The 20,774-nt window shown below is 70.0% G+C and carries 19 protein-coding genes and 1 tRNA gene; 5 read left to right on the forward strand and 15 right to left on the reverse strand.

Annotated elements, in window-relative coordinates; all coding sequences use genetic code 11:
- Positions 1 to 48: 48 nt before the first annotated feature.
- The 11 genes from prfA to ABT116_RS09100 form a co-directional block, all read right to left on the reverse strand.
- Positions 49 to 1,125 carry a peptide chain release factor 1 gene (gene prfA / locus ABT116_RS09050; protein ID WP_351629928.1) on the reverse strand — a complete coding sequence of 359 codons (1,077 nt, stop codon included), beginning with the start codon at positions 1,123 to 1,125 and terminating at the stop codon, positions 49 to 51.
- A gap of 108 nt (positions 1,126 to 1,233) precedes the next feature.
- Positions 1,234 to 1,455, reverse strand: a complete 222-nt coding sequence (rpmE, locus tag ABT116_RS09055) for a 50S ribosomal protein L31 (protein ID WP_003992975.1) — start codon at positions 1,453 to 1,455, stop codon at positions 1,234 to 1,236.
- 210 nt (positions 1,456 to 1,665) lie between these two features.
- A complete protein-coding gene (locus ABT116_RS09060) occupies positions 1,666 to 2,802 on the reverse strand; it encodes an LCP family protein (protein WP_351629931.1) in 1,137 nt (378 codons plus the stop codon).
- Positions 2,803 to 3,008: 206 nt separating this feature from the next.
- Positions 3,009 to 4,793: a trypsin-like serine protease gene (locus ABT116_RS09065; RefSeq protein WP_351629974.1), complete on the reverse strand. Its 1,785-nt coding sequence runs from the start codon at positions 4,791 to 4,793 to the stop codon at positions 3,009 to 3,011.
- 152 nt (positions 4,794 to 4,945) lie between these two features.
- Positions 4,946 to 7,039 carry a transcription termination factor Rho gene (rho, locus tag ABT116_RS09070; RefSeq protein WP_351629933.1) on the reverse strand — a complete coding sequence of 698 codons (2,094 nt, stop codon included), beginning with the start codon at positions 7,037 to 7,039 and terminating at the stop codon, positions 4,946 to 4,948.
- 402 nt (positions 7,040 to 7,441) lie between these two features.
- The gene (gene thrB / locus ABT116_RS09075; protein ID WP_351629936.1) at positions 7,442 to 8,371 is read right to left on the reverse strand and encodes a homoserine kinase; all 930 of its coding nucleotides are present in this window, start codon (positions 8,369 to 8,371) and stop codon (positions 7,442 to 7,444) included.
- 340 nt (positions 8,372 to 8,711) lie between these two features.
- Positions 8,712 to 9,770 (reverse strand): threonine synthase, encoded by a 1,059-nt coding sequence (gene thrC, locus ABT116_RS09080; RefSeq protein WP_351629938.1) that lies wholly within the window; start codon positions 9,768 to 9,770, stop codon positions 8,712 to 8,714.
- 6 nt (positions 9,771 to 9,776) lie between these two features.
- On the reverse strand, positions 9,777 to 11,069 hold the full coding sequence (locus ABT116_RS09085; RefSeq protein WP_351629941.1) for a homoserine dehydrogenase: 1,293 nt from the start codon (positions 11,067 to 11,069) through the stop codon (positions 9,777 to 9,779).
- Positions 11,070 to 11,226: 157 nt separating this feature from the next.
- Positions 11,227 to 12,618 carry a diaminopimelate decarboxylase gene (lysA, locus tag ABT116_RS09090; protein WP_351629944.1) on the reverse strand — a complete coding sequence of 464 codons (1,392 nt, stop codon included), beginning with the start codon at positions 12,616 to 12,618 and terminating at the stop codon, positions 11,227 to 11,229.
- 16 nt (positions 12,619 to 12,634) lie between these two features.
- Positions 12,635 to 13,678, reverse strand: a complete 1,044-nt coding sequence (gene nrtL / locus ABT116_RS09095; protein ID WP_351629946.1) for an ArgS-related anticodon-binding protein NrtL — start codon at positions 13,676 to 13,678, stop codon at positions 12,635 to 12,637.
- Between the two features lie 162 nt (positions 13,679 to 13,840).
- Positions 13,841 to 14,377 carry a response regulator gene (locus ABT116_RS09100; RefSeq protein ID WP_351629949.1) on the reverse strand — a complete coding sequence of 179 codons (537 nt, stop codon included), beginning with the start codon at positions 14,375 to 14,377 and terminating at the stop codon, positions 13,841 to 13,843.
- A 115-nt stretch (positions 14,378 to 14,492) separates the two neighbouring features.
- Between ABT116_RS09100 and ABT116_RS09105 the strand changes: the two genes are divergently transcribed.
- The 3 genes from ABT116_RS09105 to ABT116_RS09115 all read left to right on the forward strand — a co-directional run bounded on the left by ABT116_RS09105 (position 14,493) and on the right by ABT116_RS09115 (position 15,823).
- Positions 14,493 to 14,564, forward strand: a tRNA-Arg gene (locus ABT116_RS09105).
- Positions 14,565 to 14,795: 231 nt separating this feature from the next.
- Positions 14,796 to 15,395: a hypothetical protein gene (locus ABT116_RS09110; protein WP_351629952.1), complete on the forward strand. Its 600-nt coding sequence runs from the start codon at positions 14,796 to 14,798 to the stop codon at positions 15,393 to 15,395.
- A gap of 149 nt (positions 15,396 to 15,544) precedes the next feature.
- Positions 15,545 to 15,823, forward strand: coding sequence for a DUF6881 domain-containing protein (locus ABT116_RS09115; protein WP_351629955.1), 279 nt, complete (start codon positions 15,545 to 15,547; stop codon positions 15,821 to 15,823).
- 28 nt (positions 15,824 to 15,851) lie between these two features.
- On the opposite strand, the gene ABT116_RS09120 is transcribed toward ABT116_RS09115, so the two are convergent.
- Together ABT116_RS09120 and ABT116_RS09125 are read right to left on the reverse strand one after the other, a co-directional pair.
- Complete coding sequence (locus ABT116_RS09120) at positions 15,852 to 16,295, reverse strand: DUF7144 family membrane protein (RefSeq protein WP_351629957.1); 444 nt, start codon at positions 16,293 to 16,295, stop codon at positions 15,852 to 15,854.
- Positions 16,296 to 16,299: 4 nt separating this feature from the next.
- On the reverse strand, positions 16,300 to 16,755 hold the full coding sequence (locus ABT116_RS09125; RefSeq protein ID WP_351629960.1) for an SHOCT domain-containing protein: 456 nt from the start codon (positions 16,753 to 16,755) through the stop codon (positions 16,300 to 16,302).
- 216 nt (positions 16,756 to 16,971) lie between these two features.
- On the opposite strand from ABT116_RS09125, the gene ABT116_RS09130 reads away from it, so the two are divergent.
- Positions 16,972 to 17,445 (forward strand): Asp23/Gls24 family envelope stress response protein, encoded by a 474-nt coding sequence (locus ABT116_RS09130; protein WP_351629963.1) that lies wholly within the window; start codon positions 16,972 to 16,974, stop codon positions 17,443 to 17,445.
- A 21-nt stretch (positions 17,446 to 17,466) separates the two neighbouring features.
- Here the strand turns inward: ABT116_RS09130 and ABT116_RS09135 are convergent, their stop codons facing one another.
- Complete coding sequence (locus tag ABT116_RS09135) at positions 17,467 to 18,324, reverse strand: MBL fold metallo-hydrolase (protein WP_351629965.1); 858 nt, start codon at positions 18,322 to 18,324, stop codon at positions 17,467 to 17,469.
- A gap of 189 nt (positions 18,325 to 18,513) precedes the next feature.
- Positions 18,514 to 19,545 carry a non-homologous end joining protein Ku gene (gene ku, locus ABT116_RS09140; protein ID WP_502983844.1) on the reverse strand — a complete coding sequence of 344 codons (1,032 nt, stop codon included), beginning with the start codon at positions 19,543 to 19,545 and terminating at the stop codon, positions 18,514 to 18,516.
- 63 nt (positions 19,546 to 19,608) lie between these two features.
- Here ku and ligD point away from each other — a divergent pair, with 63 nt between their 5' ends.
- On the forward strand, positions 19,609 to 20,490 hold the full coding sequence (ligD, locus tag ABT116_RS09145) for a non-homologous end-joining DNA ligase (protein ID WP_351629968.1): 882 nt from the start codon (positions 19,609 to 19,611) through the stop codon (positions 20,488 to 20,490).
- Positions 20,491 to 20,774: the final 284 nt, after the last annotated feature.

The following is a 20,774-nucleotide window of genomic DNA, read 5'->3' on the forward strand; positions in this document are numbered from 1 at the left end:
TCCTCCGTAGTACTCGTACGTGATCACTCGTACGTGCTCGTGCCTGCCTTACGCAGCCGCCAGCTTCGCCGCCGAGTCCGCGTCAACACAGGCCTGGATCACCGCGTCGAGGTCGCCGTCCAGGACCTGGTCCAGGTTGTACGCCTTGAAGCCGACGCGGTGGTCCGAGATGCGGTTCTCCGGGAAGTTGTACGTGCGGATCTTCTCGGAGCGGTCGACCGTGCGGACCTGGCTGCGACGGGCGTCGGCGGCCTCCCTCTCCGCCTCCTCCTGCGCCGCTGCGAGCAGCCTGGAGCGCAGGATACGCAGAGCCTGCTCCTTGTTCTGCAGCTGGCTCTTCTCGTTCTGGCAGGAGGCGACGACTCCGGTCGGAATATGCGTGATGCGCACGGCGGAGTCGGTGGTGTTGACGGACTGTCCGCCGGGCCCGGAGGACCGGTAGACGTCGATGCGGAGGTCGTTCGGGTTGATCTCGACGTCGACCTCCTCCGCCTCGGGCGTGACGAGCACACCGGCCGCGGAGGTGTGGATACGGCCCTGGGACTCCGTGGCGGGCACGCGCTGCACACGGTGCACGCCGCCCTCGTACTTCATCCGCGCCCAGACGCCCTGGCCCGGCTCGGTCGCGCCCTGGCCGCCCTTGGTCTTCACGGCGACCTGGACATCCTTGTAACCGCCCAGCTCGGACTCGGTGGCGTCGATGATCTCGGTCTTCCAGCCGACGCGCTCGGCGTAGCGCAGGTACATGCGCAGCAGGTCGCCGGCGAACAGCGCCGACTCGTCGCCGCCCGCGCCCGCCTTGATCTCGAGGATGACGTCCTTGTCGTCGCTGGGGTCACGCGGGACGAGCAGGAGGCGCAGCTTCTCCGTGAGCCCTTCGCGCGCCTTCTCCAGCTCCTTGACCTCGGCGGCGAACTCCGGGTCGTCGGCGCCCAGTTCACGCGCGGTCTCGATGTCGTCGCCCGTCTGCGTCCAGGAGCGGTACGTGGCGACGATGGGGGTGAGCTCGGCGTAACGCTTGTTCAGCTTGCGCGCGTTGGCCTGGTCGGCGTGGACCGACGGATCGGCGAGCTTCTTCTCCAGGTCGGCGTGCTCGGCGACGAGTTCCTCGACGGCCTCGAACATCTTGGGGCTCCTGTGTACGGACGGGGGTGAAGGGCGGGCGACCAAAAACGCCGGTCCCGGAGCGCCCGGTGAAGGGGGCGCGTCCGTGGACCGGCGAATTGAGGCTCGCTACTTCTTGGAGCCGGCGGCCTTGCCGAAGCGGGCCTCGAAGCGGGCCACACGGCCACCGGTGTCGAGGATCTTCTGCTTGCCCGTGTAGAACGGGTGGCACTCGGAGCAGACATCGGCGCGGATGGTGCCGGACTCGATGGTGCTGCGGGTGGTGAACGACGCGCCGCAGGTGCAGCTGACCTGCGTCTCGACGTACTCGGGGTGGATGTCGCGCTTCAAGGTGTCTCCTAGTTTCGGGAGGGCGCCGGGTCGCCGCCGCGGGGTGCGGGAGCGTGAACCGGAGCCGACGTACCAGTCTGCCAGGACTGGGGCCTACTCCCAAAACCGGGGGTTGCGGTGATCTATTCCAGCGGGCCGTCTCGGGTTGTTCGCGCCCACGCGGCGGAGCCGCACATCGATACAGCCCCCGCCCCTGACGGGGCGCGATCCTCAAGGTGCGCTGACGACGCCCTTGGCTTCGCCGGAGGCGTTGCCCTCGGTCGCGCTCTTCGGGATCGGCCTGTCGTTCTGCAGGGCCTTCCAGATCTCGTCGGCCTTCTTCTCCCGGAGGAGGACGCGGTTGGGGTCGGCCGGGTCGTAGGCCACCGGCATCGTGACCATGTGCATGTGGGACGGGCTGATGCCCTGGAGGCCGCTCGCGAAGGAGGCGAGCTTGTTGACCGAGCCCAGGTCGGAGTCGGTCGTCACCGTCTTGGTCGCGGTCTCCGCGAGGTCGAGCAGCTTCTTGGGGTTCGAGAAGACGCCGACATCCTTGATCTGGTTGACCAGGGCCTTGATGAAGGCCTGCTGGAGCTGGATGCGGCCCAGGTCGGAGCCGTCGCCGACGCCGTGCCTGGTGCGGACCAGGCCCAGGGCCTGCTTGCCGTCGAGCGTGTGGGTGCCCGCCTTCAGCTTCAGATGGCTGTCGGGGTCGTCGATGCTCTTGGTCGTGGTGATCTCGACGCCGCCGAGGTCGTCGATGAGCCTCTGGAAGCCGGCGAAGTCGACCTCCAGGTAGTGGTCCATGCGCAGGTCGGTGATCGACTCGACGGTCTTCACGGCGCATGCGGCCCCGCCGGTGGAGTACGCGGAGTTGAACATCACGCTGCGGGCGGCGGGGTACTCGTTGCCCTTGGTGTCCGTGCACGACGGGCGGTCGATCAGGGTGTCGCGCGGGATGGAGACGACGCTGGCCTTCTTGTGGCCCTTGTAGATGTGCACGATCATCGCCGTGTCGGAGCGGGCGCTGCCGTCGTCGGTGCCGCCGCCGAGCTTCTTGTTGCCCCCGGCGCGGGTGTCGGAGCCGAGGACGAGGATGTTCTCCGAGCCGTTGTCGGCCTTCTCGGGCCGGTCCGTGCCGAGAGCCTGGTCGATGTCGACGCTCTTGAGGTTGCCGTTGAGCTTGAAGTACAGGTAACCGGCTCCGGCGCCACCCAGCACGACGATGCCCGCGGTGGTCCAGGCCGTGATCATCAAGCCCTTGCGGCGTCTGTGGGGCTTGCGTCGCCGGCCCTTGCCGCGGTGACGCGCTCCGTGGATGCCGTTGCTTCCCGGTATGCCCGGATCCGGCGTGCTCTCGGCAGACATGTACTCCTCAGCTCTTCTACGGTCGCTTACCCCCTGCGGTCAGTGCCAGGCGTGGCCGAAAAGGAACCATCCCGCACTATCGTCGCCCCACCTGGTCAGACGGGGAAACTCGGGAAAGGGTTGCACAACGGACTGTGCCCACCGCGTAGGACGGTGGGCACAGTGTGTGTTGGGCTCAGCGGGACGAACCCCGCTCACCTGCAATTTCAGCCGAAGATGTCGTACTGCTTGAAATCGGTGCCGACGGACTTCCTTGTGGCGAAGATCTCGCTGGTCCCCTTGCCGGTGCCCGCGTACAGGTAGAGCGTGCCGCCGGGGGTGCGGGCCAGGAAGTCGGCCTTGCCGTCGCCGGTGACGTCGCCGGGCGCGTCGAAGGCGTTGTAGTCGGCCCAGGTGCGCACCTTGACCCGGGCCGAGAACGCGCCCGAGCCGGCCTTGCCGGTGCCCTTGTAGAGGTAGATGGCGCTGCCGGACTTGCTGCGGGCGATCAGGTCGGTCTTGCCGTCCCCGTTGAAGTCGCCCTTGCCGCGCACGGAGTTGTACTGGTTCCAGCCGGAGCCGACCTTCACGCGGGGCGCGAAGGTGCCGTTGCCCTTGCCCGGGTAGATCCACATGACGCCCGCGGAGTCGACCGAGAGCAGGTCGGGCAGGTAGTCGCCGGTGACGTCGCCGGGGGTGATGATCCGGGTGCGGGTCTTCCAGTTGTCGGCGATCTGCTTGGTGGACCAGGTGCCGCTGGAGATGACGTAGTGCGTCCAGAAGACGTCGCCGGTGGAGCTGGCCCGGTAGACCAGGTCCTGGTAGCCGTCACGGTCGAGGTCGGTCTGCAGGACGACGTTGACGCCGTTCCAGTCGCCCCAGGACTCACGGGCGGCGAAGGACGTGCCGTTGGAGTTCTTGGAGTAGCCGGTCGTGGTGGAGGCGTTGCGCACCCACAGGTCGGCCTTGTGGTCACCGTTGACGTTGGTGTCGTCCAGGCGCGGGTAGGCGGCGCCGACGTAGGAGCTGACCTTGGCGAAGACGCTGTAGGCGCCCTTCGCGACGCAGTCGGTCACGCCCCAGGACACGACACCGACGATCCGGTTGTTGACGACCAGGGGGCCGCCGGAGTCGCCGTTGCAGGCGGAGACGGTACCGGTGTCGCTGCCGGAGGCGGGCTTGCCCGCGCAGACCATGTGGCCCTTGACGAAGTCCGCGCCGTACGCGCCGGAGCACGTCGTGTCGGACTGCATGGGCAGCGTGGCCGTCTTCAGCGTCTCGGAGATGTCGTCGCTGGTGGAGCTGGTGCGGCCCCAGCCGTAGACCTTGGCGCTGGTGCCGGCCTTGTACGACGTGGTGTCGCCGGAGGTCGTCATCCGGATCGGGGTGGCCTTGACCGGGACGGGCAGGGTCAGCACCGCGATGTCGTTGTCGATGGTGCTGGCGTTGTACGACGGGTGGTTCCACTGCCGCCAGACGCCGGTGACGGTGCCGCCGTGCAGGTCGGTGCCGTCGGCCGAGGGCAGCTGGGAGGTGCCGGTGACGACGGCGCCGTTGGCGTTCCAGTTGTAGCCCTTGACGCAGTGCGCGGCGGTGAGGATCTTCGTCGGCGCGACGACGGCGCCACCGCAGAAGAAGCCGATGTCGTCGGCGGTGCCGGCGGTGCCCCGGTCGTCGTAGTAGTGGAGCTGCGCCATCCACGGGGCCGTGCTGATGGTGGTCTCGTTGCCGCCGATGATCTTCGGGTCGATGCGGCTGGTGGTGCCGGAGCTGAGCGAGGCCTTGCTCGTCTTGCCCGCGACGTCGTCACCGGCCATGGCGCCCGCGACGCGCTTCTCCAGCTCGGCGAGCGACGGCGAGCTGACGGCGGGCTTGACCGTCGGCTTCGGCAGCGGGGTGGCCGCGTCAGCGGACGTCGTCAGCAGGGCGCCGGCCACGGCGGCGGCGACACCGGCCGCGGCGACAGGCAGTCCGATGCGTATCCGGCGTCTGTGCCGACCGCCCCCGGGCATGGGTGTACCCACGAATGTCCCCCCTCGGGATCACAAGTTCGAAGAGAGCGTGATCCTACCCGCACACGCACAGCACGGAGGGCCGCCCCCGTTCGGGGAGCGGCCCTCTTGTGCAGTCCTTACCCGAGTCGCCTGGCCTCGGTCGACTAACCTCAGTCGCCGTTGCCCGGCGTCGGGGTGGTCTTCTGGATCTGCATCAGGAACTCGGCGTTCGACTTCGTCTGCTTCATCTTGTCGAGCAGCAGCTCGACCGCCTGCTGCTGGTCGAGGGCGTGCAGCACCCGGCGCAGCTTCCAGACGATGGCGAGCTCGTCGGGCGCGAGCAGGATCTCTTCCTTGCGGGTACCGGACGCGTCGACGTCCACCGCCGGGAAGATGCGCTTGTCGGCGAGCTTCCGGTCGAGCTTGAGCTCCGCGTTGCCGGTGCCCTTGAACTCCTCGAAGATCACCTCGTCCATGCGGGACCCGGTGTCCACCAGGGCGGTGGCGAGGATCGTCAGCGAGCCGCCGTCCTCGATGTTGCGGGCCGCACCGAAGAAGCGCTTCGGCGGGTACAGGGCAGTCGAGTCGACACCACCGGACAGGATGCGGCCGGAGGCCGGGGCGGCGAGGTTGTACGCACGGCCCAGACGGGTGATCGAGTCGAGCAGCACGACCACGTCGTGACCCAGCTCCACCAGGCGCTTGGCGCGCTCGATGGCGAGCTCGGCGACGGTGGTGTGGTCCTCGGCCGGGCGGTCGAAGGTCGAGGAGATGACCTCGCCCTTCACCGACCGCTGCATGTCGGTGACCTCTTCCGGACGCTCGTCGACGAGGACGACCATCAGGTGGCACTCGGGGTTGTTGTGCGTGATCGCGTTGGCGATCGCCTGCATGATCATGGTCTTGCCGGTCTTCGGCGGGGCCACGATCAGACCACGCTGGCCCTTACCGATCGGCGACACGAGGTCGATGATGCGGGTGGTGAGCACGCCCGGGTCCGTCTCCAGACGGAGGCGGTCCTGCGGGTACAGCGGCGTCAGCTTGTTGAACTCCGGCCGCCCACGCCCGGATTCGGGCGCCATGCCGTTGACGGAGTCCAGGCGCACCAGCGCGTTGAACTTCTCGCGCCGCTCCCCGTCCTTCGGCTGACGCACGGCACCGGTGACGTGATCGCCCTTGCGCAGGCCGTTCTTGCGGACCTGGGCGAGGGAGACGTACACGTCGTTCGGGCCGGGCAGGTAGCCGGACGTGCGGATGAACGCGTAGTTGTCGAGGATGTCCAGGATGCCCGCGACCGGGATCAGGACGTCGTCCTCGGTGATCTGCGGCTCGGAGGCGATGTCGTCGCGTCCGCGACGGCCACGGCGGTCGCGGTAGCGTCCGCGACGGCCACGACGGCCACCGTCGAAGTCATCGTCATCCTGCTGCTGTCCCCGGTCCTGACGGCCGCCGCCCTGCTGGCTCTGCTGCTGGCCGCGCTGGCCGCCGCCCTGCTGGTCGTCGCCCTTGCCGCCGCGGCGGTCGCGGTCCCGGCCACCGCGGTCACCACGGTCGCCGCGGTCACCACGCTCTCCGCGGTCACGACGGTCGCGACGACGGCCCTCGCCGCCGTCACCGGCGTCGGACTTGGCGTCATTGTTCTGGGACTGCTGCTGCGACTGGGCCGGCGTCTCGGCCTTGGTGTCGTTCTTCGCCTCGGCGACGACGGTCTCCGCGGCGGACGCCGGGGCTCCGGCCTCGGCGGTGGCCCGACGGCGACGGCGCTCGGGCGCCTCGTCTCCCCCACGCTCGCCCGCGCTCGCGCGGGACCCGTCGCGGGAGGGCCCCCCGGCCGGCTGGCCGGGAATCTCGATCTGCTGCTGGGCCACGGCCTTGTCGGCCTTGTCCGCGGGGGCCTGGGAGGCCTCCTTCGCATCCGCCTTCTTGTCCGCCTTCTCGGCGTTGTCGCCCGTACGGGTCCGCGAGGTGGCGCGGCGCTTGGGCTTGGTCTCGGCGGGGGCGTCGGCCTTCGCGGCCGGAGCGGCGCCGCCGGACGCCTGCGCCTCCTTGATGACCTCGATCAGCTGGCTCTTGCGCATACGCGCGGTGCCCCTGATACCGAGGCCGGAGGCGACCTGCTGCAGCTCGGCCAGCACCATGCCTTCGAGGCCGGTACCGCGGCGCCGCCGGGAGCCGGCACCGCTGGCAGGCGCGGAGGCGTCCGTGGCGGGCGCGGCAGCGGTCTCCTCGACACGTGCGCCCATCAGATCGGTGGTGTCGCTCACGAAGGGTCCTTCCCTGGAGCGGACGTCGGCCTGTCTGGCTCGGCGACCGTTTGTGCTGTCCGGCTTCGGTTCGTGTGGTGTGAACCGTGCCGGGGCGGTTGTCCGCCTGAGCGGCGGAGGAATCTGGTGATGGCACTTCCTTGAGCCGTGGCACCCAGTGTCAGTGTCACGCGGCGTGGTCGCACCGGTTCCGGAGCGTGCCCTGCGCCCCGCTCAGTGTCCTCGTACGGCGTACGGTCCGACGTACGGAACACAGTGCGGCTTGGGGGGCTCCCGGAAGAATGTCTGTCCCGGACGGGGACACGAGGCACCTCGCCATGGTGGGGTCGGGTGCAGACTTGAGATTAACACTACCGGATCCAACAAACATTCCCCCTCTCGAAATCCGGTAACCGAGCGCTTTTAGATGTCACCGGAGGTCGCGAGCGGCAGCACGCTCGCGCCCTGCTGATCGAGAGGCAGCCGGTTCGCGGCCCACTCCGCGCCCGCCAGGGCCTCGACCTTGTCGGCGGTCTCGGCGTCGGCGAGCGCCATGACCGTGGGTCCGGCGCCGGAGATGACCGCGGGGATGCCGTCGCCGCGCAGCCGCTCCACCAGTGCCGCGCTCTCGGGCATGGCGGGGGCGCGGTACTCCTGGTGCAGGCGGTCCTCGGTGGCCGGCAGCAGCAGTTCGGGACGGCGCGTCAGGGCCTCGACGAGCAGGGCCGCCCGGCCCGCGTTGGCGGCAGCGTCGACGTGCGGAACGGTGCGCGGGAGCAGGCCGCGCGCCGTTTCCGTGAGTACCGGCTTTCCGGGGACAAAAACCACCGGAACGATGGAATCCGCGGGATCCATCCTGATCGCGCGCGCCGCGCCGCCCTCCATCCAGGACAGCGTGAAGCCGCCCAGCAGGCACGCCGCGACGTTGTCGGGGTGGCCCTCGATCTCGGTGGCGAGTTCGAGCAGCGCGGTGTCGTCGAGCTTCGCGTCCGCCCCTATGGTCACGGCGCGGGCGGCGACGATTCCCGCGCAGATGGCCGCCGAGGAGGAGCCGAGTCCCCGGCCGTGCGGGATGCGGTTGGCGCAGACGATCTCCAGACCGCGCGGCTGTCCGCCGAGCAGGTCGAAGGCCGTGCGCAGAGAACGGACGAGCAGGTGCTTCTCGTCCCGCGGGAGCGTCTCGCTTCCCTCACCCGCGATGTCGATGTGCAGCCCGGAGTCGGCCACCCGGACGACCACGTCGTCGTACAAACCCAGCGCGAGGCCGAGGGCGTCGAAGCCCGGGCCGAGGTTGGCGCTGGTGGCGGGGACGCGCACCCGGACGGCGGCGGCGCGGAACGCTGGACCGGCCATCGCTCGATGACTCTCCTTGAGCTGCGGTGATTGTCGAATGACGTTCAGTGGACATTCGATGGCGTACGAGAACCCTGGAGGCCGCTGCCGACCGGGGTGGCCGGCCGCTGCCAGGCCGCGGAGACGGCGCGGCGCCGTGCTCATGCGGAGGCATATGCGGCGGGCGGGTTCGGTACAGCCTATCGAAGGAAGGTTCTGTGGCGACATAGGGCGCACAGGAGGCGCACGATGCGTGTCGTAAGCCCCCTATGCACCCCCCGTAGGGAACTCCCCCGGGCAAGCGCCGTCTTACGCCGGACCGTGTCCGGCGGTGCACCGGCGCTCGGTGCACCGCCGCAGGTCAGGCCAGACCGAGGCGCTCCGCCGCGGCCGCCGAGTCGACGGGTACGGTGACCGGCTGCGGGGCGCCGGCGACGGCCCAGTCGGGGTCCTTCAGCCCGTTGCCGGTGACGGTGCACACGATCCGCTGCCCCGGGTCGACCTTGCCCTGCTCGGCGGCCTTCAGCAGACCGGCGACGGACGCGGCGGACGCCGGCTCGACGAAGACGCCCTCCTGCGACGCCAACAGCCGGTAGGCGCGCAGGATCTCACGGTCCGTCACCTCGTCGATGAAACCGCCCGACTCGTCCCGCGCGGCAAGCGCGTACTGCCAGGAGGCCGGGTTGCCGATGCGGATGGCCGTGGCGATGGTGGAGGGGTCCTTGACGACCTCGCCGCGCACGATCGGGGCGCTGCCGGAGGCCTGGAAACCCCACATCCGCGGGGTCCGGGTCGCCACCTTGTCGGCGGCGTACTCCGTGTAGCCCTTCCAATAGGCCGTGATGTTGCCCGCGTTGCCGACGGGCAGGACGTGGATGTCGGGCGCGTCGCCGAGCATGTCCACGATCTCGAAGGCGGCCGTCTTCTGACCCTCGATACGGACCGGGTTGACCGAATTGACCAGCGCCACGGGGTAGTTGTCGCTCAGGCCGCGCGCGAGCGTGAGGCAGTCGTCGAAGTTGCCGTCGACCTGGAGGATCTTCGCGCCGTGCACGAGGGCCTGGCCCATCTTGCCGAGCGCGATCTTGCCCTGCGGCACGAGGACGGCGCAGACCATCCCGGCCCGCACGGCGTACGCGGCGGCGGAGGCCGACGTGTTGCCGGTGGAGGCGCAGATGACGGCCTTCGCCCCCTCCTCCTTGGCCCGGGTGATGGCCATGGTCATGCCGCGGTCCTTGAAGGACCCGGTCGGGTTCGCGCCCTCGACCTTGAGGTGGACCTCGCAGCCCGTGCGCTCGGAGAGCACCTGCGCGGGCACGAGGGGCGTGCCGCCCTCACGGAGCGTCACGACGGGCGTGCTGTCGGATACCGGCAGCCGGTCCCGGTACTCCTCGATGATTCCGCGCCACTGGTGGGTCATTGCTGGTTACTCTCCTTCAACCCGCATGATGCTGGCGACACCACGCACGGTGTCGAGCTTGCGCAACGCCTCGACGGTCCCGGTGAGGGCGGCGTCGGACGCACGGTGCGTGACGACGACGAGGGAGGCCTCGCCGTCCTTCCCCGACTGGCGAACCGTATCGATCGAGACTCCGTGCTCGGCGAAGACGGTCGCGACCTGGGCGAGAACACCCGGTTTGTCAGCTACGTCGAGGCTGATGTGGTACCGCGTGACGACGTCGCCCATCGGGGACACCGGCAGCGCGGCGTAGGCGGACTCGCCCGGTCCGGTCGCGCCGCCGATCCGGTTGCGGCAGACGGCGACGAGGTCGCCGAGCACGGCGGAGGCGGTGGGGGAACCGCCCGCTCCGGGGCCGTAGAACATGAGCTGCCCGGCGGCGTCGGACTCGACGAACACGGCGTTGTAGGCGCCGCGGACCGAGGCCAGCGGGTGGCTCAGGGGGATCATGGCCGGGTGCACGCGCGCGGTGACGGACGCCCCGTCGCCGGCCCGCTCGCAGATGGCGAGCAGCTTGATGGTGCAGCCCATCTCCTTCGCGGAGGCGAAGTCGGCCGCTGTCACCTCGGTCATGCCCTCGCGGTAGACGTCGTCGAGGCGCACGCGGGTGTGGAAGGCGATGCCGGCGAGGATCGCGGCCTTGGCTGCGGCGTCGAAGCCCTCGACGTCGGCGGTCGGGTCGGCCTCCGCGTACCCCAGGGCGGTGGCCTCGTCGAGGGCCTCCTGGTAGCCGGCGCCGGTGGAGTCCATCTTGTCGAGGATGAAGTTCGTCGTGCCATTGACGATGCCCATCACCCGGTTGATCTTGTCGCCGGCGAGGGACTCGCGCAGCGGCCGGACCAGCGGGATGGCACCGGCGACGGCGGCCTCGTAGTAGAGGTCCTTGCCGTGCTGCTCGGCGGCGGCGTGCAGGGCGGCCCCGTCCTGGGCGAGCAGCGCCTTGTTGGCGGAAACGACGGAGGCGCCGTGCTCGAAGGCGGTGGTGATGAGGGTCCGGGCGGGCTCGATGCCGCCGATGACCTCGACCACGACGTCGATGTCGCCGCGTTTGACGAGGGCGGTGGCGTCGGTGGTGACGAGCTCGGGGGCGATGCCCTCGCGCACCCGGTCGGGCCGCCGCACGGCCACGCCCGCGAGCTCCACCGGGGCCCCGATGCGGGCCGCGAGGTCGTCGGCGTGCGTCGTCATGATGCGCGCCACCTCTGAGCCGACCACTCCACAGCCCAGCAGCGCCACCTTCAGCGGACGCGTACGCATCATCCGACCTCGTTTCCTCTTTACCGTCTACGGTGGAACCAGTCTCACTCACCGGACGGGAGTTTCTGCCCCCGGTCCGGATCGTGAGATGTCTATTTCATTTTCGCGGAGGCGGAAGACAGGAGATCTTCCGCCGCCTGCCGATGCCGGCCTGTGCCGGTCAGCCGACATCGAGACGCAGCAGGTCCTCCTCGGTCTCGCGGCGGACGATCACCCGGGCCTCACCACCGTCGACGGCGACGACCGGCGGGCGGAGCACGTGGTTGTAGTTGCTGGCCATGGAGCGGCAGTACGCGCCGGTGGCCGGTACGGCGAGCAGGTCACCCGGTGCCACGTCGGACGGCAGGAACGCGTCCTTGACCACGATGTCCCCGCTCTCGCAGTGCTTGCCGACGACGCGGGCGAGCATCGGCTCGGCTTCGGAGGTGCGCGAGACCAGGGCGACGCTGTACTCGGCGTCGTACAGCGCCGTGCGGATGTTGTCCGACATGCCGCCGTCGACGGAGACGTAGGTCCGCAGTCCGTCGAGGGGCTTGATGGTGCCGACCTCGTAGAGCGTGAAGGCGGTCGGGCCGACGATGGCGCGCCCCGGCTCGACGGAGATCCGCGGCGTGCGCAGCTTCGCGGCCTCGCACTCCCTGGTGACGATCTCGGTGAGCGCCTTGGCGATCTCGTGCGGCTCGCGGGGGTCGTCGTCGCTGGTGTACGCGATGCCGAGACCGCCACCGAGGTCGATCTCCGGCAGCTCGACGCCGTGCTCGTCGCGGACGGACTTCAGGAGCGAGACGACCCGGTGGGCGGCGACCTCGAACCCGGACATGTCGAAGATCTGCGACCCGATGTGGCTGTGGATGCCGACGAGCTCGAGCCCGTCGAGCTGCAGGGCCCGGCGTACGGCCTCGGCGGCCTGCCCGCCGGCCAGCGGGATGCCGAACTTCTGGTCCTCGTGGGCCGTGGCGATGAACTCGTGGGTGTGGGCCTCGACGCCGACGGTGATGCGGATGAGGACCTTCTGCCGCTTTCCGAGGCTCTGCGCGATGTGCGCGACGCGGACGATCTCCTGGAAGGAGTCGAGGACGATGTGCCCGACACCGGCCTCGATCGCCCGGGTGATCTCGTCGACGGACTTGTTGTTGCCGTGGAAGGCGATGCGCTCGGCGGGCATGCCGGCGGACAGGGCGGTGGCCAGCTCGCCGCCGGAGCAGACGTCGACGTTCAGCCCCTCCTCGTTCAGCCAGCGCACGACGGCACGGGAGAGGAACGCCTTGCCGGCGTAGAAGACGTCGGCGTCGGCCCCGAAGGCGGTGCGCCAGGCACGCGCGCGGGCCCGGAAGTCGGTCTCGTCGAGGACGTAGGCGGGGGTGCCGAACTCCTCGGCGAGCCGGGTGACGGGGATGCCGCCGACGGTCACGACCCCGTCCGCGTCACGGGTCACCGTCTGGGCCCACACCTTGGGGTCCAGCGCGTTGAGGTCGGCGGGCGGGGCGGAGTAGTGCCCCTCGGGGAGGACATCTGCGTGACGGGGCCCGGCGGGGTGTGCGGAACGGCTCATGATCTGTTCGTGTCTCTCAGAGATGGTCGGGTGCGTCGATGCCGAGCAGGGACAGGCCGCCGGCCAGCACCGTCCCGGCGGCTTCGGCGAGCGCGAGCCGGGCACGGTGGGCGGCCGAGGGTTTCTCCTCACCGCGGGGCAGCACGGCGGGGAGCAGGGGCATCGCGGCATCGGCGACGGTGACGAGGTGCCGGGCCAGGCGGTCGGGGGTGTGCTGCGTGGCGGTGGCGGCGAGGACGCGGGGGTGATCGCCGAGTGCGGCGAGCAGCGCTTCCGCTTCGCTCACGGGACCGGGCTCGGGGTGGAAGCCGAGGTCGGCGGCGTTGCGCAGGAGGGCCCGGGTGCGGGCGTGGGCGTACCGGACGCGGAAGAGGGGGTTGCTCTCCCGCTGGACGAGGTGGTCGCCGGGGATCTTGGGCCGGTCGTGGGCGGCGGGGTGCAGCAGCGCCCAGCGGCCGGCGTCCCGGCCGAGGGGCAGGGGGTCGGCGGGGGCGGGGACGGGGTCGATACGGACGTACCGGTCGGCGATGCGCGGCCCCCGGGTGGTGACGTCGGCCCCGAGGACGGACTCCCACTCCGGGGCGGGCCGCCCCTCGCACTCGACCCGGACGAAGTCCCCTTGGCTGCGCAACACACGGATCACGGCGTCCGCGACCACCACGGCACGAACCTCCGCCCTGCACGAGAGCCGGATGGCGGTCCCGCTGAACCCGGCCGTGGCGTGCCCGTAGCGCAGTCCGCGGCGCAGGATCTCCTCGACGAGGTCGGCCGAGGCGGTGCCGGGCAGGGTGAGGTTGAGGAAGCCGGGCCCGGTGACGACGACGTCGGTGAACCGCTGCTCGTCGAGGAGCCGTGCCCGCAGGACCTCGGCGACATGCTGCGGCGGCTGCCCCGCCGCGCGGGCCAGCTGGAGGGCGATGTTGCTGGCGTAGTCGCCACACCCGCCGGGCCCCGGCGAAGTGACCACGACCCGCTCCGGAACGGGCACGCTGAGCTCACCTGCATCGACGGCGCGACGCACGGCGTGCAGCACGGTGCGGGAGAGCTCGGCGGGGGTCACGGGACAAGCGTATGGGAGGAAGGGGGTGGGTATGCGAGCCGGTTTCCCTACGGTCCGGGATGTGGACGCTGCCCTGTGTTCAGGAGTGGACGCTGCTCTGTGTCGGAACCTGCGCCGGTGGCCGCTGCCCGGCGTTTGGGGGCCTGCGCCGGTGCCACCCGCCTACGGTACGGCGGGAAGATCCACTTCCTTCTCCTGGCCCCTCACCGGTTCCTTCCCTAGGGCACCACCGCCGTCGGTGTCGGGGCCACCGCCGCGCTGCCGGCCCCCGCCCCGGGCTCGCTCCATCAACTGGCGCACCATGCGGACCAGTTCGGCGGGCTCGAAGGGTTTGGCGAGGAAGGCGTCGACGCCCACTTCGAGTCCGGCCTCGATCTCGTGGTGGCCGCAGGCGCTGACGATGGCGAGGGGCATGTCCCGGGTCCGCGGGTCGGCACGGAGGCGAGCGGCGGTCCGCAGCCCGTCCAGCCGGGGCATGACGACGTCGAGGGTCACGACATCGGGCCGCACCTGATGCACGACATCGAGACACTCGGCACCATCGGCCGCGGTCACGACCTCCAGCCCCTCAAGCTCGAGGTTGACCCTGATCAACTGCCGGATGACCTTGTTGTCGTCCACAACAAGCACCCGACCCGACGCGCCTGGCACAACTCGAGAGTAGGTCGGCCCCGGCCATCGCGTCCGGGTTTTCCCCACTTCCACCCCGCACGAGCGACCCGCATCCGGGCCCCCGGCAGCGAAAACCCGTTCATGACCACCCCGAGGGAGCTGGTAGTGTTCTACCCGTCGCCGCGAGCAACGCGACGAACACGCCCCCGTAGCTCAGGGGATAGAGCAACGGCCTCCGGAGCCGTGTGCGCAGGTTCGAATCCTGCCGGGGGCACCTTGCATGAGGTGCCCAAAGACCCCGCCATCAGCGCTTTCGCTGGGACGGGGTCTTCGTGTGTGTGCAGGTGGTGAGTCGCCCTGTCCGCAGCGTCCCGGTCGGGGGCGACGGGACCCGTCGGCAGGAACCTGCACTGTCAGAGGCATGCGGTTGGATGAGCGGGTGACCGTTCATGACGTTGCTCGACACCTGCCTGGGACAGCAGTCCTTCGTGAGCACTGCCGCTCCATGGCCCTGCTTGAGGCAGTCCTGAGACCTGAGTGGGAGAGCCGCCGCCACTCCTTCGACGACCACTGGTCCGAGACGGAGTCGATGGCCTCGATGCGGAGCGGATCGGGCGACGAGTACTCCATTGTTTTCTCACCCGCCGGCGTCTACGTGCGGGGCTTCGATCACGAATCGCCCATGAGTCCCTATGCAGAGGACGGACCATGGCCCGGAGTGCTGGACGAGGTTCCTGAGGTCTTCCGGAGGTACGTCGAGGAGCCTGCGTTCTGCGACGAGGACGGGATGCCTCTTGTCACCGCCTGTGTGTGGCAAGAGGCGGGCGACGACGGCTGGAAAGCGGGGACGATCGATTTTCCCGAATCGGCAACGGAGGACCCGGACGGCGCCGGATACCTCTTCCAACTATTGGTGGATCGCTCGCCCGAAGCGTTTCAGCGATGGGCCGAGGACTACTACGAGGTCCCGGTTGACCTGGACGCGGTGCGTCACGTCTTCTCCTCCAGCCCGTTGACCGAAGCAGTCGTCCGCGCGTTGAACCCGGAAATCGTCCTGGCGGATCTCGCAGAGGACATTGCCGAGATCGGCTATGCGACGAGCTGAGACAGGCACAGAGCCCCGACGAGGCCCCTGGATGAACACGTCGACGGCGCCGAGCGCCGGAGGTCGTACGGCCGACTCGCGAGCGGCGAGGCCGCGACGGTCGGCGGAAGCGCGAGGAGCCGAGAGCTGATCACATGGAGTACTGGAAGGTGGACTGGCTGCACGACTTCAAGTCCGAGCCGATCAGGTTTTACAGCGAGATCGGCGAGGACGGTTATGAGGTCCGGAAAGTGCAGGAGTACAGGGACGGACGCAAACTGAAGGCCGATGCACTCCATGAATCCGGCGAGATTGGCCTGAGCGAGATCCCGGTCGGATCCATCGAGGATGTTGCCGGCCAGCCAGAATTCTCAGCTCTCGTCATCGACCGAGAGCAATTCGAAGAGAAGTGGCAAGGCGCAGCCTGGTCTGTCGGGCGCACTCTGTAGGCCAGGGTATCGCTTGGATCCCATTGCTTCACCCGCCCGCCGAACTCCCGGCCGGGACAGCCGCGTCGTCCTTCCTCATCACGCACAGCGCCCAGACGATGAACCCCGCTGCGGCGATCATCACGATCGACCCCGCCGGGTAGTACGGCAGGGAGAGGAAGTTGGCGAGGATGACCAGGCCGGCGATGCAGACGCCGGTGACGCGGGCCCAGGTCGCCGCCACGAACAGGCCGAAGCTGACGACGAAGGCGAGCACGCCCAGGGCCAGGTGGATCCAGCCCCAGGCGGTCAGGTCGAACGCGAAGACGTAGTTCCGTGTCGTGACGAAGATGTCGTCGTCGGCGATCTCCGCGATGCCGCGCATGATGTCGAGGATGCCGGCCATCATCAGCATGATGGCCGCGAACACGGTCACGCCGGTGGCCCATTCCCGCAGGGACGGGCCGGAGCTCCCCGGGTGCGCGGCGGTCATGCCGCTACCTCGGGCTCGAGCCGCCGGGTGCGGGGTGGCCACCCGCCAGGACCAGTTCCTTCGCCCTGCGGAACTCCTCGTCCGTGATGTCGCCGCGGGCGCGGATCTCGGACAGCCTGGCGAGCTCGTCGACGCTGCCGGACCGGCTCTCGCCGCTCTTCGCGGTCTCCCGCACGTAACTCTCGAACGCCTCCTGCTGGGCGCGTGCCTGGGCGGCTTCGCGGCGGCCCATATTCTTGCCGCGGGCGATCACGTAGATGAACACCCCGAGGAACGGCAGGACGCAGACGAACACCAGCCAGCCTGCCTTGGCCCAGCCGCTCATGGAGTCGTCGCGGAAGACGTCGACGACGATCCGGAAGAGCAGGACGAACCACATGATCCACAGGAAGACCCAGAACACGGTCCAGAAGGCGCTCAGCAGCGGAAAGTCGTAGGCCAGGTACGTCTGCGCGGTCATTTCCGTCCTCCATCCCGTGCGCGACCGGCACGGGGTGACCCCGGCCGGTGACGCATGCCGTTCTCAGCGTGCCCACGGCAAGACAGGACGGCTTCACCCGGTAAGGGTGAGGTTCAGAGCAGCCTGATGGCCCACTTTCGCCCCATACGCACCATTGTTCTACCGTGGAGAGGAACGACGCTGCTCATCCCCTCACCGATCATCGAGGTGACGGTCATGACGGAGACCACTCAGCGCAGTACCACAGCGGGCAGGCAGGACGGGGCGACATCGCAGGGCGGCAAGGGTGCTCCCGGCACCCGCGGGAACACCGCCATCGCGGACACGGTCGTCGCGAAGATCGCGGGCATGGCGGCCCGGGAGATCCCCGAGGTGCACAACCTCGGCGGAGGCATGACCAGGGCCTTCGGAGCCGTACGTCAGCGGGTGCCGGGCGGGGGCGGCGGGGTCACCCAGGGGGTGAAGGTCGAGGTGGGCGAGCGTCAGGCCGCCGTCGATCTCGATGTGGTCGTCGAGTACGGCGCCGCCATCGCCGACACCGCCGCGGACGTACGGACCAACGTCGTCAACGCGGTGGAGCGGATGACCGGCCTGGAGGTCGTGGAGGTCAACATCGCCGTCGGCGACGTCCATCTGCCGGACGAGGAGGAGGACGAGTCCGAGCAGCAGGAGGGCAGGCGGGTGGCCTGACCCGCCGGGACCGCCTCAGTCTCAGTAGATCTCCGGGACCGCCCCCGGACCGCACGGCACGCGGGCGTGCTCCCCGTGGCCGCAGTGGACGATACGGTCGCCGAGGCCGATGGCGTCGGCCTCGGCGACGAACGCGGACAGCGGCGAGCGCATCACCGTGTAGTCCCCGTAGTGCACGGGCAGCACGAGCCGGGGGTCGAGGCGACGGGCGAGTTCGGCACCCTGGGTGCCGTCCATCGTGACGACGAAGCCGCCGGGAAGGCGGGTGCCTCCCAGGTGGAGGACGGCGAGGTCCGCGGCCGGGAAGCGGTCGGCGATCTCCTGCAGGCCGTCGTACACGAGCGTGTCGCCCGAGATGTAGAGCCGCATGCGGGTCTCTCCCCCGGCGGGGCCGAACTCCAGCATGCTTCCCATCACCGGCGGCAGCAGCCTGCGCAGCATCGCGCGGCCCGCGTGCCGGCCGGGCAGGGCGGTGACCGTGACCTGGACGCCGTCGCGCTGGAGGGTGAGCGCCTTCCAGGTGCGCAGCCCCGCCGTGCGGTGGAATCCGTGTACGGCCCTCAGGCGGCGGGCGGCGTGCGGTGTGGTCAGGATCGGCACGGTGTGGTCCAGGTGCCTGCGGGTTCGGCGGTCCCAGTGGTCGCCGTGCAGATGCGACAGCACGACCGCGTCGAGGCGGGGCAGGTCGTGGACGTCCAGAGCCGGTTCCGTCAGGCGGCGGCTCAGCAGGCCGTAGCCGAGGTAGGCGTACTGCCCCCGGTGCAGGAAGTTCGGGTCGGTGAGCAGGGTCAGCGGGCCGTACGAAAGCAGCACCGTCGCGTTGCCGATGAAGTGGATGTCGAGCGCGTCGCCGGTGTGGTGGTCCGTGGACTGCGGCATGCTGCCTCCGGTCTCTCTCCCCCGACCCTCCGGTTTTCCCCCGGGCCCCCGATCCTCCGGTTTTCCCGGCCCCCGTCCCTCCGGTTTTCCCCGGCCCCTCGCCCCTCCGGATTTCCCCCGACCCTCCGGTCTCGCCCGGACGTGGAGTACCCGGGCGGACGCCGACCAGTACCGAGCGCGCGCGGCGCGTCAGGCCGTGCGCTTGCGGGACGCCGACTTCTTCGCCGTCGTCTTCTTCGCGGTGCTCTTCGACGCCGCCTTCTTCGTCGTGCCCTGCCCCTGGCCCTGGCCCGACTTGGCCGTCGACTTCTTCGCCGCCGTGGTCTTCTTGGCCGCCGTCTTCTTCGCGGTGGACGTCGACTTCTTGCCGCCGGTCTGCTTGGGGGCCGCCCGGGCCGTCTTGCGCTGCGGGAGCGACTTCACCTCGGCGTGCTCGGCCTCCTCGCCGCGGGACTCGCGGGCCGCGCGGACGCTGCTCTCCAGTGCCGCCATGAGGTCCAGGACCTTGCCGCCCGCGGCCGGTTCCGGGGCCTGGGGCGGGGCCTCGCCGGCGGCCTTCGCGGCGATGACCTCCTCCACGGCCTCCCGGTACTCGTCGTGCAGGTCCTCCAGGTCGACCTCGCCCAGGGTGTCCATCAGCGCGTCCGCGAGGTCCAGTTCCTGTTCACGGACGGAGACGGGGGAGTCCGGGGCCAGGCCCTCGGGGGCGCGGACCTCGTCCGGCCACAGCAGGCCGTGCATGGCGATGGCCTCGCCGACGACCCTGAGCATGCCCAGGCGCTCCCGTCCCCGCAGGGCGAACTTCGCGATGGCCACCTTGTTGCTGCGCTTGAGCGCCTCGCGCAGCAGGGTGTACGGCTTCGCCGCCGGGGCGCCGCCGGCCTGGAGGTAGTACGCGGCGTCCATCTGGAGCGGGTCGATCCGGTCGGCCGGGACGAAGGCGACGATCTCGATCGTCTTGGCCGTCGGGAGGGGCAGGCTCGACAGGTCCTCCTCGGTGATCGGGATGATCGTGCCGTCCGCGTCCTCGTAACCCTTGCCGATCTCCCCCTGGGTGACCTCGCGGTCCTCCAGTTCGCAGAATTTGCGGTACCGGATGCGGCCGCCGTCCTCCGTGTGGATCTGGCGGAAGGAGATCGAGTGGCTCTCGGTGGCGTTCACCAGCTTGATCGGAATGCTGACCAGGCCGAACGAGATGGCGCCGTTCCAGATGGATCTCACGTGCAGCACCCTTCCGGTCACGCTCGGGAGTGTTCGTCATGGTTTGCGTGGGATTCTTATCGTATGGCGCCTATCACGCAGGTGGAGGGGCGACGGCTCGCTCTCAGCAATCTGGAGAAGGTGCTGTATCCCGCCACCGGCTTCACCAAGGGCGAGGTGCTGCACTACTACGCGACCGTCGCCGAGGTTCTGCTGCCCCATCTGCGGGACAGGGCGGTGTCCTTCCTGCGGTATCCGGACGGGCCGGACGGACAGGTGTTCTTCACGAAGAACGTGCCGCCGGGTACGCCCGAGTGGGTCACCACCGCCGAGGTGCCCCGGGTCGAGGGGCCTTCGCGGATGGTGCTGGTGCAGGATCTGCCGAGCCTGATGTGGTCGGCGAACCTCGTGACCGAGTTCCACACCCATCAGTGGCTCGTCGATACGCCCGACGAGGCGGACCGGATCGTGTTCGACCTCGATCCGGGGGCTCCGGCGAGCATCGTCCAGTGCTGCGAGGTCGCGCTGTGGCTGCGTGAACGGCTCGCGGAGGACGGCTTCGAGGCCTACGCCAAGACCTCCGGCTCCAAGGGGCTGCATCTGCTCGCCGCCGTGCGCGGGGCGTCTTCCGAGCGGGTGTCCGAGTACGCCAAGGCGCTCGCCGTGGAGGCCGAGAAGACCATGCCGCGGCTCGCGCTCCACCGGATGACCAGGAGCCTGCGCCCGGGGAAGGTCTTCGTCGACTGGAGCCAGAACGCCGCCCGCAAGACCACGGCCACCCCCTACACCCTCCGAGCCCGCCCGGAACCGACCGTCTCGGCGCCGGTGACCTGGGAGGAGATCGAGGAGTGCCGCACACCGGGCCGGCTGGACTTCCACGCGGTGGACATCGCCCCGAGGATCCAGGACTACGGCGACCTACTGGCTCCCCTGCTGGACGCGGACGAGGCCGGGACCCTGCCGTAGCGGTCCAGCGGGCCGCTCACGGCGTTGAGAGCACCCCGACCGGGTTCGGCCGACCCGCGTACGCCTCTGCCCCCCGCCCCCTGCCCGGCGCGGCGCGGCCGATTCTCGCCCCTGGCCCCGCCCTGCCCGACCAACCCGCCTGCGCCTCCCCGCCGGGCCCTCGCCCGTCCGGCCGCGCCCCGCGAACCTCCCCGCCGCCCGGACCCCCTCCCGGCCCCGCGGACCCGCGAACACCCGCCGGGCCCTCGCCCGTCCCGCCGCGACCCGCGAACACCCCCGCCGCC

The sequence above is a fragment of the Streptomyces sp. NPDC002130 genome, from assembly GCF_040296465.1.
GTDB lineage: Bacteria > Actinomycetota > Actinomycetes > Streptomycetales > Streptomycetaceae > Streptomyces.